Below are 12,685 nucleotides of genomic sequence, written 5' to 3' on the forward strand. Positions count from 1 at the left end.
CAACCTGCGATGGCCCAGTGCCTACTGTGTGGCCACTTGCGGCGTGACCTGCACAGCCGCTGCCGACACGAACACCGCATGCACCGTGTCGCCGACCTTGAGTTCTTCCAGATCCACGTCGGGTCCGACTTGCAGCGTTTGCGTTTGATAAGGACCACGCAGCGTGACGAGGCGCTTCTTGTGGTCGATCTTCTGGACAGTGGCGAGCACCTCGATCTGACGTGCCGCTTCAAAGCCGCCCGACGCCGGCGTATAGGCCTGCGTATCGACCCGCTTGCGAATGCCTTTGTCCTTGCCAGTGACTTTTTCGGCCTTGACGAGTAACGCGTTCTTGTAAAGCGCGTCGACGCGATCGCCGACTTTCAATTGATCAAAGCCTTCTACCTGCTGGCCCACCAGCACGACCACCGCGTTACCGTTCGGCCCCTTCAACGTGAGCGTGCGACTGCCCGGATCGATGCCGACGATCTCCGCCTTGATGTGCACAGGCTCGACGCCACTCACTATGCTCTGCGCGGCGCTCGCCATCGCATCCTGCGCCGACGCCGGTTGGGCTGCGGTGAAAGCCGCGGCCATGAGCACTGCCCCAAACGTCGCTGCCTTGATCATCATGTGCTCCCTGAAAGAATAAAAAGATTGTAAGTGCCGGGCAATGCGCTCCATTTATTGAAAATGTGATTTGCAAGCCGTGCTCATCAGTACTAGTGCATGAGACAGGAAACAACAACGTTTTTTTCACCGGCTTTCAGGCTCACGGCATACCACGCAGCCAAACAAAAAGCCCCGTCGCGCGAACGACGGGGCTGTCTGGTCAGGCTGGGCGATTCGAGCGGCGGGTTGCAACCGCTAACCCATCACACTGCTCAAACACGCTCAATGGCAATGGCAATACCCTGCCCGACGCCAATGCACATCGTGCACAGCGCAAAGCGTCCGTGCGTGCGATGCAGTTGATACATGGCAGTCGTCACGAGGCGCGCGCCGCTCATGCCAAGCGGATGGCCAAGCGCAATTGCGCCGCCGTTCGCATTCACGCGCGCGTCGTCATCGTCCACGCCGAGCGCGCGCAGCACCGCAAGACCCTGCGACGCGAATGCTTCGTTCAACTCGATGACATCGAACTGGTCGATTGTCATGTCAAGACGTGCGAGTAACTTCTGAGTGGCAGGCGCGGGCCCGATGCCCATTACGCGCGGCGCGACGCCCGCTGTTGCCATACCGAGCACACGTGCACGCGGCGTGAGGCCGAAGCGCTTCGCGGTCTCTTCATTCGCGAGCAGCAGCGCCGCTGCGCCATCATTCACGCCGGACGCGTTGCCGGCCGTAACCGTGCCGTCCGGGCGGACCACGCCCTTCAGTTTCGCCAGCGCTTCGAGGCTCGTTTCACGCGGATGTTCGTCCTGCAACACCGTGATCGGATCGCCCTTTTTCTGCGCGATCGTCACGCCGACGATCTCCTGCGCAAGCGTGCCATCGCGTTGCGCGCGCGCGGCCTTCTGCTGGCTGCGCAGCGCGAACGCGTCCTGATCGGCACGACTGATGTTGTAGTCGGTCGCGACGTTCTCGCCGGTTTCCGGCATCGAATCTACGCCGTAGAGTTTTTTCATCAGCGGGTTGACGAAACGCCAGCCGATCGTCGTGTCGTAGATTTCGGCCTGGCGCGAAAACGCACTCGTCGCCTTGCCCATGACGAACGGCGCGCGGCTCATGCTCTCGACGCCGCCCGCCACCATCAACGCGGCTTCGCCCGACTTAATAGCGCGCGCGGCGATGGCAACCGCGTCCATACCCGAGCCGCACAGGCGGTTGACCGTGGAGCCGGGCACCTCGAGCGGCAGACCCGCCAGCAGCAGCGACATGCGCGCGACATTGCGGTTGTCTTCGCCGGCCTGATTCGCGCAGCCGTAGATCACGTCGTCGACCGCTTTCCAGTCGACGTCCTTGTTGCGCTCCATCAGCGCCTTTAGCGGGACCGCGCCGAGATCGTCGGCTCGAACCGACGACAGCGAACCCGCATAGCGGCCGATAGGGGTGCGAATTGCGTCGCACAGGAATGCTTCGGTCATGTGATGTCTCCAGTTGACAGGCGGCGCGCCCGGCGCTGCCTACGGATGGCGGCCGGCCAAGGGCAAACGCGTGGTGCCGAAGCCGGGGTGGGCTCGGCGCAAGCCGGCTGCGTGCGCGCCCGATGCCGACTCGGTCTTGCGCAGGCTGACCGGCGACGAGCGTGAACCTCGGCGGCTTTTGTTCTATATACGAACATACGGTCATATATCGAACAACGAGTCTCGATGATAGGCGCGTCGCGGAAAGGGTGTCAAGCAAAGCCGGAACGGCATCAGGGAATACGCGCTGCCGCGGCCCTCGCCCGCGGCAGCGCGCAACAGGCCGAATGAACCGGTTGACTAGCGGATTTCGATGCCTTCGTCCGCGATATAGCTGCGGATCACGTCCGCAAAACTGCGCTCGCCGGCGAGTCCGAGCCGCTCGGCACGCGCCGTGTCCCACCGCCCAGGCCAGCTTCCGACGATCTTTTCGATGCGCGCATCCGGCTCCCATACGATGCGCTTCGCGACCTCGTCACCCGCCACTTCGCGCAGCGCCGCCACCATTTCATCGACGCTCACCGAAATGCCCGGCAGATTCAGCACGCGCTGGTTGCCAAGCGCGGCGGCGTCCAGTTCGAGACCGGCGATCAGGCTCTCGACCGCCTTGCGCGGCGACAGCAGCCACAGACGCGTCGATCCGGCGACCGGACACACCGCGGCCTCGCCGTTCAGCGGCTCGCGAATGATGCCGCTCGCGAACGACGACGCCGCCGCATTGGGTCGTCCTGGTCGCACGCTGATGGTCGGCAACCGCAGCACGCGTCCGTCGACGAAACCGCGCCGCGTGTAATCGTTGAGCAGCAGTTCAGCAATCGCCTTCTGCGCGCCATACGACGACTGCGGATTGAGCGCCGTGTCGTTCTGCACGACGTCCGGCAGATCACCGCCATACACCGCGACCGAACTCGTGAACACCACGCGCGGCACGTGCGCGCGCCGCCGGCAGGTGTCGAGCAGCAAGCGCGATGCATCCATGTTGATGCGCATGCCGAGATCGAAGTCCGCCTCCGCCTGGCCGCTTACGATTGCGGCCAGGTGAAAGATGGCCTGCGTTTGCGCGTCGATTACACGATCCAGCACGTTCGGCTCGGCAATGTCGCCCACTTCCACCCGGACACGGTTGTCGCCGAAATCATCGGCCGCCACCACGTCGAGCAGGACGAGTTCAGTAAGCTCTTGCGGCGTGCCGTGCGCATCTTTCAGCGATCCACGCGCCAGCAGTTCGCGCGCAAGACGCTGGCCGAGAAAACCCGCGCCGCCGGTGATCAGTGCTTTCATGGAGTTGCCCTTTATTAGCGATTCGCGTTCGGACTGGCGTCCGGTCTGGCGTCAGGATTGGCGTCGAGATACGGCTCGAGCCAGCCGAGTCCCGCCGACGTGGCCGCGCGCGGCCGGTATTCACAGCCGATATAGCCGTCGTAGCCGAGCGAGTCGATCAGATCGAACAGATACGGATAATTGACTTCGCCGATGGAGGGTTCATGCCGCTCCGGCACGCCCGCAATCTGGATATGACCAATGCCGGCGAAATCGCGCCTGAGCTTGCTCGCGAGATCGCCTTCGACGATCTGGCAGTGATAACAGTCGAACTGCACTTTCAGATTCGGCGCGCCGACTTCCGCGCAGATTGCCTGCGCGTCGTCCTGGCGGTTCAGGAAGAAACCCGGAATGTCGCGCGTATTGATCGGTTCGATCACTACGGTCATGTCTTCGGCCTGCGCAACCTGCGCCGCGTGCGCGAGATTCTTCAGATAGACGTCGCGATGCTTCTCACGCGATTGAGTCGGCGCGATCAGCCCCGCCATTACGTGCAGCTTGCGGTTGCCGAGCACGCGCGCATAGTCGAGCGCCGTGTCCACGCTGCGGCGAAACTCGTCCTCGCGGCCCGGCAGCGACGCGATCCCGCGCTCGCCTGCGGCCCAGTCGCCAGGTGGCGCGTTAAAGAGCGCCTGCGTCAAGCCCTGCGCGTCGAGCCGCGCCTTGATTTCGTTCGCGCGGAAGTCGTACGGAAACAGAAATTCCACCGCTTTGAAGCCATCCCGGGCCGCCGCGGCGAACCGGTCGAGAAAAGCGTGCTCGGTGTACATCATCGTCAGATTCGCGGCGAAGCGAGGCATGAAGGTCTCCCAGAAAATGAGCGGGTGGACGCGCCTACCAGCGCGCGCCGAACTGATTGCGTAATTCGTCGAGCGCGGCGGCGTCGAGCGGCGCCGGGCGCGGGTTCGTCATCAGCCACAGGCGCGCGGTTTCCTCCAGTTCTTCGAGCGCGTAGGCCGCCTGCGACACCGAGCGCTCCCACACCACTGGCCCCAGGCGTTCGAGCAGTACCGCGCGCACCGACGCGGCGAGCGCGGCGATCTGTTGCGCGACCTGCGGATCACCCGGGCGGCTGTACCGGATCAACGGGACATGGCCAACTTTCATCACGTAGTAAGGGGTGATCGGCGGCAGCACGTCGTGCTCGTTCCAGACGCCCGCAAGCGTCAGCGCGACCAGATGCGTCGAATGCGTGTGCACGATGCCGCGCGCCTCGCTGTTGTGCGCATAGATGCCGCGATGTAGAGCGAGCGTTTTCGAGGGCCGGCCGCCGGACACCGCGTGGCCGTCGACATCCACTTTCGCGATATCGGCGGGGTCGAGCCGGCCGAGACAAGCATCGGTGGGTGTGATGAGCCAGCCGTCGTCGAGCCGAGCGCTGATGTTGCCCGCGCTGCCCGTGGTGTAGCCGCGCTGATAAAGGCTCGCACCGATGACGCAGATTTCTTCGCGGATGCGTGTCTCATCAGCGGCATGAAGGGCGGGCGCGACGCTCATGACGCGGCCCCTTCCAGATGACGCAGGGCTTTGCCGAAAAAGTCGGGCGAGCCAAAATTGCCGGACTTCAACGCGAGCGCGAGCGGATCAGCGCCCGTGGTTGCGGTGGCCGGCACGCCTGGCTCGATCTGGGCGCCGATGCGCAGCGTGCGCACGTCCAGCGCCTGCACGACGGCGCCCGAGGTTTCGCCGCCCGCCACCACGAAGCGGCGTACGCCGCGCGCGTGCAAGCCGCGCGCGATCTCAGCCAGCGTGTGTTCGACCAGATGCCCCGCTTCGTTCACGCCGAGCCGGCGCTGCACGTCCTTCACTTCTTCCGGCGTGGCGCTCGCATAGATCAGCACCGGCTCCGCGTTGTCGAGATACGTCTGCGCAAACGCCAGGGCCTCGTCGATCACTGGCTCGCCGCGCGCCGCCGCGAGCGGATCGATCCGAAACGCGGGCCGCGATTCTCGCCACGCGGCGACCTGCGCAAGCGTCGCCCGGGAGGCGCTCCCCGCTAGAACCGCCGACAGACCTTCGACGCGCGGCACATACGCCGCATCGGTCGCTTCCATCAGCAAACCCGCGCGCCGGAAGTTGCCCGGCAGGCCGAGTGCAATGCCCGAGCCGCCGGTAATGAGCGTGAGATCGGCGCAGGCTTCGCCGAGCACGTACAGGTCCGCATCGGAGACCGCGTCGGCAATCGCCATGCGCACGCCATCGTCGCGCAACGCGTCAAAGGCATCGCGCACGGCAGCGACACCCCCGGCCACGCTGCTATCACGCACGAGACCGACTTTCGAGCGCGTCTGCCGTTGCAGCACACGCACGAGGTTCGCGTCGCGCATCGGCGTGAGCGGATGGTTTTCCATGCCCGACTCGTTGAGCAGCACATCGCCTACGAACAGATGCCCGCGATAGATCGTGCGACCGTTCTCCGGGAACGCCGGACACGCGATCGTGAACGCCGCCTTCGCATCGCGCTCGCCGGTCAGCGCATCGAGCAGTGCATCGGCAACGGGGCCGATGTTGCCGGCGTCGGTCGAATCGAACGTCGAGCAGTATTTGAAGAAGAACTGGCGGCAACCTTGCGCGCGCAACCAGTCGAGCGCGGCGAGCGACTGGGCGACCGCGTCGGCGGCGGGTATCGTGCGCGACTTCAACGCGACCACCAGCGCGTCGGCATCCACGATGTCGTTTGACGCCGGCACGCCAATGCTTTGCACCGTGCGCATGCCGCCACGTACGAGCATGTTGGCGAGATCGGTCGCGCCGGTGAAGTCGTCCGCGATGCAACCCAGCAGCGCGCGTTGTGTAGCTGACGTCATTGGGGCTCCTCTGCCTGCTTCGAGACCGGCAGATCGATGCCGGGGAAAATCCTGATCACCGCGGAGTCGTCTTCGCCGCCGTGCCCGGCCGTCGACGCCATCATGAACATCTGATGCGCGGCCGCAGAAAGCGGCAGCGGGAATGTCGAGGCGCGCGCGGTATCGAGCACGAGGCCGAGATCCTTCACGAAGATATCGACCGCCGATAACGGCGTGTAGTCGCCCTTCAGGATATGCGGCACGCGGTTTTCGAACATCCACGAATTGCCGGCGCTGTGCGTGATGACCTCGTAGAGCGCTTCGGGATCGACGCCTTCGCGCAAGCCGAGCGCCATGGCCTCGGCGGCCGCCGCGATATGCACGCCTGCAAGTAGCTGATTGATGACCTTCACTTTCGACCCCGCGCCGTGCTCCGCGCCCAGCCGGTAGACCTTGCCGGCCATCGCCGCCAGCACGTCCTCGCACGCGGCGTACGCGGCGGCGGGACCGGATGTCATCATCGTCATCTCGCCCGAGGCGGCGCGCGCCGCGCCACCGGATAGCGGCGCGTCGAGCATCTGCAAGCCCGCCGCTTCGACGCGCCGGCCCAACTCTGTTGCGACAGCCGGCGCGACGGTCGCGCTCGCGATCACCACGCCGCCCGGTTTCATCGACGCGACCGCGCCCTGTTCGCCGAACAGCACGGCCTCGGTCTGCGCCGCGTTGACGACCACCGTGATGACCACGTCGCACTGTGCGCCGAGTTCCGCGGGCGACGAACAGCCGACGCCGCCCGCCTCAGCGAAGGCCCGCAGGACGTCACTGCGCACGTCGCACGCATGAACCCGGAAGCCCGCGCGCAACAGCGAGCGCGCGACGCCCATGCCCATCGCTCCAAGACCGATCACACCGACGTTTCTGGACATGCAAGACCTCCTGCGATTGATTGAACCGGAGCGCGCGGCACCCCGCGCGGCGCCGTGGAACTAGCCAATGCCTGCCTGCGCGAGCCGCCGCGCCGCGTTGTTCATATGCGAAGTGGCGGCGGTGCGCGCCGCGGCGGCATCGCCTGCGCGGATCGCGGCGACGATTTCCGCATGCTCATCGCGCACCTGGCGCGAGAAATCTTCGCGCAGCGCTTCGTTGCGACGGGTAATGACCGTGCCGGCTTCGAGGTACTGGTTCAGGAAAATGAGCGTCTTGAGGAAATACGGATTGCCGGTGGCCACGGCAATGGCGCGGTGAAACGCGACGTCCTCGGCGACACCGTCGTCGCCTTCGAGCACGGCGGCGTCGATCCGGGCAAGCGCGGCGTCGATCGACGCCATGTCGGCCTCGCTACGGCGCAGCGCGGCTTCGGACGCCACTTCCGCTTCGATCGCCCGGCGCAGCGCGAGAATCTGCAGCACCGAACCGGCTTCGGCCGCTTCGGCAGAGTCGATTCGCAGCGGTCTGAGCGTCCCAAGCCCGCCGACGAACACGCCGCTGCCCTGGCGGGGTTCCACTACGCCTTCGTTCTTCAGCCGGGAGATCGCCTCGCGTATCACCGTGCGGCTCACGCCGAACTGCTGCGCCAGCACGGCTTCGGTCGGCAGCTTGCCCCCGCGGGCGAACGTGCCTTTATCGATCTGCTCGAGCAGCTGCTGGGCGACGGTGTCGCTCAGCGCGCGCGTCGGGATTTTTTCGAACATGCAAGCCTTCATGGGCGATGTTGTCGGGTCATCATACAAATTTGCAGCGCGCACCGCATCCATGCAAACCCGTAGTTCGTCGCGCCTTGCCGCCTCTGCTTCCCGCGCTCCAATTTGGCGAATTAAAAGGCTTAAGCTATCGTCACGGCTTTGCGCAGCATGGTGGCCGGCCGACATGGGCGGCGGCTGTCTGCGCACCGTCCGCGCTTTTCGAACGCATCGATCAAGGTCCATGAGCAAAGTCCTGCCGTCTTCCGCCGTTCCCGCCAGCGCCGAACCGGCCCCGGACAAACCGGGCGATTCGTATGTGCAATCGTTCGCGCGCGGCCTTGCCGTCATTCGCGCATTCGACGCAACGCGCCCCGAACAGACGCTCACCGACGTCGCCGCCGCCACGGGTCTCACGCGCGCAGGCGCGCGCCGCATTCTGCTGACGCTGCAAACACTCGGCTACGTGGAAGCCGAAGGCCGCCTGTTCCGCCTCACCCCCAAGATTCTCGATCTGGGCTTCGCCTATCTGACCTCCATGCCGTTCTGGAATCTCGCGGAGCCGGTCATGGAGCAACTATCCGCACAGGTTCACGAGAGCTGTTCAGCGGCGGTGCTCGACCGCACTGAGATCGTGTATGTGCTGCGCGTGCCGACGCACAAGATCATGACGATCAACCTGTCGATCGGCAGCCGGTTGCCGGCGTACTGCACGTCGATGGGCCGCGTGCTCCTCGCCGCGCTCGACGACGACGCGCTCGAGGCGACGCTCAGCTCGGCGCCGCTTTACGCGCACACGCCGCGCACGGTCACGGACAAGGACGAGTTGAAGAGGCTGATCGCGCAGGTCGGCCGCCAGGGGTGGGCAATCGTCGATCAGGAACTGGAGGGCGGACTGATTTCGCTATCCGCACCGATCCGCAACCGCCAGGGGCGCGTGATCGCCGCGATGAACATCAGCGGCAATGCGCAGCGCAATTCGGCGAAACAGATGGTGAAGGCGTTTCTGGAACCGCTGCAGCAAGCCGCGCAGACCGTGTCGGAGATGGTCGCGCGACGCGGATAACGGATTGACCCGCTGTGCAGCGGGCGGTCCGGTTCAGCGTGTACGACGCCGACGGGCGCAACGGGGCCGACGCGCGCGCTGCGCATACCGTGCGGATCGGCATGGCGCCGCGTAATGGAGACGCCAGCGGCGGTCTACGTTGCGCGGACCGGCGTATGCGGCGCCTCGCGCCTCTCACTGCGCCAGATAACGCTCCACGAGGCGCGTCCAGAACGCGGCGCCCACCGGCAGATTGCGGTCGTTGAAATCGTAGTGCGGGTTGTGCACCATGCAGCCGTCCTCGCCTGCGCCGTTGCCGATGCGCAGGAACGTACCGGGCCGCTTTTGAAGCATGAACGCAAAGTCCTCGCTGCCCATCAGGATGTCGGTCTGCGCGACCACTTTGTCCTCGCCGACGAGTTCGCGCGCCACCTCCACCGCGAAATCGGTTTCGGCATCCGAATTGATGACGACCGGATAGCCTTCGATATAGTCGACCACTGCCTTGCCGCCATAGCTGGCCGCCTGCGATTCGGCCAGCTCGGTAATGCGCTTTTTCAGCAACGCGCGCACGTCGGGGCTGAACGAGCGCACGCTCAGTTCCAGTTTCGCGCCGCTGGAAATCACATTGTTTGCGGTGCCCGCATGCATCGATCCCACCGTCACCACCGCCGGTTGCGACGGATCGACGTTGCGCGCAACGATCGTCTGCAACGCCATCACGATGCTCGCTGCGATCACCACCGGATCGACCGTCAAATGCGGCCGCGCCGCGTGGCCGCCCACGCCTTCAATCGTGATGATTGCCTTGTCACCCGCCGACATGAAGGGGCCCTTGCGAAACAGCAGCACGCCGGGTTCCTCGCCGGGATGGTTGTGCAGACCGAAGACCGCGTCGCACGGGAACCGCTCGAAGAGGCCGTCGTTAATCATTTTCATCGCGCCGCTGTCGATGCCGCTTTCTTCGGCCGGCTGGAAATACAGATGAACCGTGCCGGAAAAGTTGCGCGTGGCGGCAAGGCGCTGCGCCGCACCGAGCAGCATGGTGGTGTGGCCGTCGTGGCCGCATGCATGCATCTTGCCGTGCGTGCCGCTCGCATACGGCAGCCCGGTCTGCTCGATGATCGGCAACGCGTCCATGTCCGCGCGAATGCCGATGCTGCGCTTGCCGTCGCCCACCTTCAACGTGCCCACCACGCCGGTTCTGCCGACTTCGCGCGTGACCTGCCAGCCCCATTCCTCCAGCTTGCGCGCGACCAGTGCCGCGGTCTGCACTTCCTCGTAGGCCAGTTCCGGATGGTGGTGAATGTGATGCCGGATCTCGCGCAGGCTTTCGGCGGCAGGCGCCAGGTCGGACACTTCAGTAAAACGTGCGGCTTCGCTCATCTCTCGGGCTCCATGGACACCGCCGCATCGAACGCGGCGAACAGACAGCCACTATAGCAACGCCGGTTGTTGCCGTGACGCGGGCGGGCAGATGCTGCCTCGCGATCACCGCTCGCCGCGATCTCCGTTGGCGCGTTCGGGGCTCCACGTCGGGCGGCCTCACCGCGGCGCTGAACCCGTCCGGCTCTCCGGCGCCTCGCCGCTTGCGACCTCCTTCATCATGAAGCCCACCAGCGCTTCGCCCGCCGCTTCGAGCGAGCCGGAGTTGTCGATCGTCGTGCACCGCACGCCGTCAGGCAATGAAAACGGCGCGCGGCGCGCGAGTCGTGCCGCCACCTGCTCCGCCGACTCCCGGGCGCGCGCGCCGAGGCGTGCTTCGAGAATGTGCGGCGCGGCGTCTACGTGTACGACCTCAGTATGCGGATAGCGCTGCAACGTATGCTGCAAATGCTGCCGCGAGCCATTGACCACCACCGTGCAGCCGCGTGCGAGCCACGCGTCGAGCTCAATGCCGATGCCGTAGTGCAGTGCATGGCTCGACCATTCGAGCGCGAACAGGCCGAGCGCCGACCGGACTGCGAATTCCTCGACGGTGAGCGCGACGTGCTCCTCGCCATTGCCGCTCGGCCGCGTGATGTAGCGATGCGCGAACAGCACCGGTTCGCCCAGCAGCCGTTTGCGCGCATAGCCCAGCAGCGAGTCCTTGCCCGCGCCGGACGGCCCCATGACGTATATGAATCGACCTGCCATTGTTATTTCACCTCGCGGGTCTGAAACGGCACGCGCTGCCACAGCACGAACGGCTCGCCCGGAGCCGGCTCGACAAAGAGCGCGGCCTGATCGATTTCGAGCGCCCCAAGTGCGGGGATTCGCGCACGCCACCATGCGACGAGCGACGCGCGCTCGGCGGCGTCGGCGAGCGAACTGGACAGCGTCATGTGAAAACGGAATTCCTCGAAGACGTACGGATAACCCCACTCGGTCAGCAACGCGCGCTGCCGTTCGCTCAGCGGCGCGGCAAGCCGGCGTGCGAGATCGGCAGCCGATGGTTTCGCACGCAACGCATTCAGCGTCTGCAATGCGCTCGCCGCGACGGCACGCAGCTTCGCCTCGCCTTCGGGTTCAGCTGGACGCAGCGCCACGAAATCGCCGAGCGTGGCCGCTTCGACCGGCACCGTGAACGCGCTTTGCGTAAGCGCCCATTCGCGCGTGGCCTCCAGGACGTCGTGCTGCGTGATGCCCGCGGCCAACCCGAACGGCGCGACCAGCGTGCCATGCCAGCCGTAACGCCGTGGCGCGCCTGTCAGCTCCGCAAGCGGACGTGCAAGGTCGTCTGGCTGCGGCGCGGTGCAGAGCATGCCGCTTTGCGCATCGCGTCCGAGCCACGCGCAACCGGCTTGCCACCACGCGGACTCGCGCGAAGGCGCGTAGTACACCGCAAAACGCGCATCGCGAGGCCACACCGCGCCGCTCATACGTCGTGCTCCACCATGAGTTGCACGCGGTCCGCGGCGAAATGCGTGAAGCCGTATTTGACCGGCGTGCCCTGCAGATCCACGTCCACGTTTTCGACCCACAGCACCGGCTGTTGCCGGTTGATATTCAGGCGCCGCGCCACTTCGGGCTCGGGCAGCACGCTGCCGATGCGGCTCCACTTGCGCAGATAATCGGTCACGCCGAATTCGGCGAACGCCTTCGTGATGCCGCCCGTGCGCTCGATCGCCTGCGGCAGGTCGGCGAAACGCGCCGCCGGATACCAGTTGCGCGCGAACGTGAGCGGTACGCCGTCGGACTCGTGCAGCGTTTCGATCCGGTAGACCTGCGCGCCGGCGCGCAGGCCCAACGCCTTCGCCACGTTCGGCTCCGCCTTCACTCGCGCGGCGGACAGCATCGTACCGGCCGCCGCGTGATGCTGCTGGCGCAGGTTCTCGGTAAAGCGGGTGCGCTTGCCGATCGTATAGTCGATGGCACCGGGCTGCACGAATGTGCCCCGGCCCTGTTCGACGCTGACAAGGCCGAGCGCGGCGAGCCCGAGCATCGCGCGGCGTACGGTATGGCGGTTCACGTCGAAGCGCCTGGCCAGTTCCCCTTCGCTCGGCAGACGGCCTTCTTCGCCAAAACCGCTGGCGGCGATTTCCGCCGCGAGAATCTGCTCGATCTGCCGCCAGACGGCAACGCCCGCGCCGCGTTCGAGCAGCGTGCCCGGCGTCGCGTTGTCGTTCGATGTCATGGTGCTGTCATTCCCCTGAGTTCAAATATCCGGCAAGAAGAGCATTGTAGTGCGCCAGCCGTGATGAAAATATGAAACATCCGCCCGGCGCGACAACGCTCTGCAAGTGTACGCTTAAACGTCTAGACGTTTAG

General features: G+C 65.5%; 13 protein-coding genes. 1 reads left to right on the top strand and 12 read right to left on the bottom strand.

Annotation, left to right across the window (positions count from 1 at the left end):
• Positions 1 to 21: 21 nt before the first annotated feature.
• The 8 genes from AAGS40_RS22015 to AAGS40_RS22050 all read right to left on the bottom strand — a co-directional run bounded on the left by AAGS40_RS22015 (position 22) and on the right by AAGS40_RS22050 (position 7,902).
• On the bottom strand, positions 22 to 606 hold the full coding sequence (locus AAGS40_RS22015; protein ID WP_345816542.1) for a hypothetical protein: 585 nt from the start codon (positions 604 to 606) through the stop codon (positions 22 to 24).
• A gap of 257 nt (positions 607 to 863) precedes the next feature.
• Positions 864 to 2,066 carry a 3-oxoadipyl-CoA thiolase gene (gene pcaF, locus AAGS40_RS22020; RefSeq protein WP_345814965.1) on the bottom strand — a complete coding sequence of 401 codons (1,203 nt, stop codon included), beginning with the start codon at positions 2,064 to 2,066 and terminating at the stop codon, positions 864 to 866.
• A gap of 339 nt (positions 2,067 to 2,405) precedes the next feature.
• Positions 2,406 to 3,386, bottom strand: a complete 981-nt coding sequence (gene denD, locus AAGS40_RS22025) for a D-erythronate dehydrogenase (protein WP_345814967.1) — start codon at positions 3,384 to 3,386, stop codon at positions 2,406 to 2,408.
• A gap of 14 nt (positions 3,387 to 3,400) precedes the next feature.
• Positions 3,401 to 4,225, bottom strand: coding sequence for a 2-oxo-tetronate isomerase (gene otnI, locus AAGS40_RS22030; RefSeq protein ID WP_345814969.1), 825 nt, complete (start codon positions 4,223 to 4,225; stop codon positions 3,401 to 3,403).
• A gap of 34 nt (positions 4,226 to 4,259) precedes the next feature.
• Positions 4,260 to 4,922, bottom strand: a complete 663-nt coding sequence (locus tag AAGS40_RS22035) for an aldolase (protein WP_345814970.1) — start codon at positions 4,920 to 4,922, stop codon at positions 4,260 to 4,262.
• A complete protein-coding gene (gene otnK, locus AAGS40_RS22040; RefSeq protein WP_345814971.1) occupies positions 4,919 to 6,232 on the bottom strand; it encodes a 3-oxo-tetronate kinase in 1,314 nt (437 codons plus the stop codon). The genes AAGS40_RS22035 and otnK overlap by 4 nt, the downstream gene beginning before the upstream one ends.
• Positions 6,229 to 7,137 carry an L-threonate dehydrogenase gene (gene ltnD, locus AAGS40_RS22045; RefSeq protein ID WP_345814972.1) on the bottom strand — a complete coding sequence of 303 codons (909 nt, stop codon included), beginning with the start codon at positions 7,135 to 7,137 and terminating at the stop codon, positions 6,229 to 6,231. Before ltnD ends, otnK begins: the two co-directional genes overlap by 4 nt.
• A 60-nt stretch (positions 7,138 to 7,197) precedes the next feature.
• A complete protein-coding gene (locus AAGS40_RS22050; protein WP_345814974.1) occupies positions 7,198 to 7,902 on the bottom strand; it encodes a FadR/GntR family transcriptional regulator in 705 nt (234 codons plus the stop codon).
• A gap of 232 nt (positions 7,903 to 8,134) precedes the next feature.
• Between AAGS40_RS22050 and AAGS40_RS22055 the strand changes: the two genes are divergently transcribed.
• On the top strand, positions 8,135 to 8,956 hold the full coding sequence (locus AAGS40_RS22055; protein ID WP_345814975.1) for an IclR family transcriptional regulator: 822 nt from the start codon (positions 8,135 to 8,137) through the stop codon (positions 8,954 to 8,956).
• 174 nt (positions 8,957 to 9,130) lie between these two features.
• Here AAGS40_RS22055 and AAGS40_RS22060 read toward each other — a convergent pair whose 3' ends face one another.
• The 4 genes from AAGS40_RS22060 to phnF all read right to left on the bottom strand — a co-directional run bounded on the left by AAGS40_RS22060 (position 9,131) and on the right by phnF (position 12,551).
• On the bottom strand, positions 9,131 to 10,321 hold the full coding sequence (locus AAGS40_RS22060; RefSeq protein WP_345814977.1) for a M20 aminoacylase family protein: 1,191 nt from the start codon (positions 10,319 to 10,321) through the stop codon (positions 9,131 to 9,133).
• A gap of 159 nt (positions 10,322 to 10,480) precedes the next feature.
• Positions 10,481 to 11,071 carry a phosphonate metabolism protein/1,5-bisphosphokinase (PRPP-forming) PhnN gene (gene phnN, locus AAGS40_RS22065; protein WP_345814979.1) on the bottom strand — a complete coding sequence of 197 codons (591 nt, stop codon included), beginning with the start codon at positions 11,069 to 11,071 and terminating at the stop codon, positions 10,481 to 10,483.
• 2 nt (positions 11,072 to 11,073) lie between these two features.
• Entirely contained in the window at positions 11,074 to 11,796 is a 723-nt protein-coding gene (locus AAGS40_RS22070) for a DUF1045 domain-containing protein (protein ID WP_345814980.1), read from the bottom strand.
• The gene (phnF, locus tag AAGS40_RS22075; protein WP_345814981.1) at positions 11,793 to 12,551 is read right to left on the bottom strand and encodes a phosphonate metabolism transcriptional regulator PhnF; all 759 of its coding nucleotides are present in this window, start codon (positions 12,549 to 12,551) and stop codon (positions 11,793 to 11,795) included. The genes AAGS40_RS22070 and phnF overlap by 4 nt, the downstream gene beginning before the upstream one ends.
• Positions 12,552 to 12,685 lie beyond the last annotated feature (134 nt).

Source organism: Paraburkholderia sp. PREW-6R (assembly GCF_039621805.1).
Classification (GTDB): Bacteria; Pseudomonadota; Gammaproteobacteria; order Burkholderiales; family Burkholderiaceae; genus Paraburkholderia.

Coding starts and splice junctions, on each gene's coding strand:
- pcaF (WP_345814965.1), bottom strand. CDS start 2,066: ATGACCGAAGCATTCCTGTGCGACGCAATTCGCACCCCTATCGGCCGC.
- denD (WP_345814967.1), bottom strand. CDS start 3,386: ATGAAAGCACTGATCACCGGCGGCGCGGGTTTTCTCGGCCAGCGTCTT.
- otnI (WP_345814969.1), bottom strand. CDS start 4,225: ATGCCTCGCTTCGCCGCGAATCTGACGATGATGTACACCGAGCACGCT.
- AAGS40_RS22035 (WP_345814970.1), bottom strand. CDS start 4,922: ATGAGCGTCGCGCCCGCCCTTCATGCCGCTGATGAGACACGCATCCGC.
- otnK (WP_345814971.1), bottom strand. CDS start 6,232: ATGACGTCAGCTACACAACGCGCGCTGCTGGGTTGCATCGCGGACGAC.
- ltnD (WP_345814972.1), bottom strand. CDS start 7,137: ATGTCCAGAAACGTCGGTGTGATCGGTCTTGGAGCGATGGGCATGGGC.
- AAGS40_RS22050 (WP_345814974.1), bottom strand. CDS start 7,902: ATGTTCGAAAAAATCCCGACGCGCGCGCTGAGCGACACCGTCGCCCAG.
- AAGS40_RS22055 (WP_345814975.1), top strand. CDS start 8,135: ATGAGCAAAGTCCTGCCGTCTTCCGCCGTTCCCGCCAGCGCCGAACCG.
- AAGS40_RS22060 (WP_345814977.1), bottom strand. CDS start 10,321: ATGAGCGAAGCCGCACGTTTTACTGAAGTGTCCGACCTGGCGCCTGCC.
- phnN (WP_345814979.1), bottom strand. CDS start 11,071: ATGGCAGGTCGATTCATATACGTCATGGGGCCGTCCGGCGCGGGCAAG.
- AAGS40_RS22070 (WP_345814980.1), bottom strand. CDS start 11,796: ATGAGCGGCGCGGTGTGGCCTCGCGATGCGCGTTTTGCGGTGTACTAC.
- phnF (WP_345814981.1), bottom strand. CDS start 12,551: ATGACATCGAACGACAACGCGACGCCGGGCACGCTGCTCGAACGCGGC.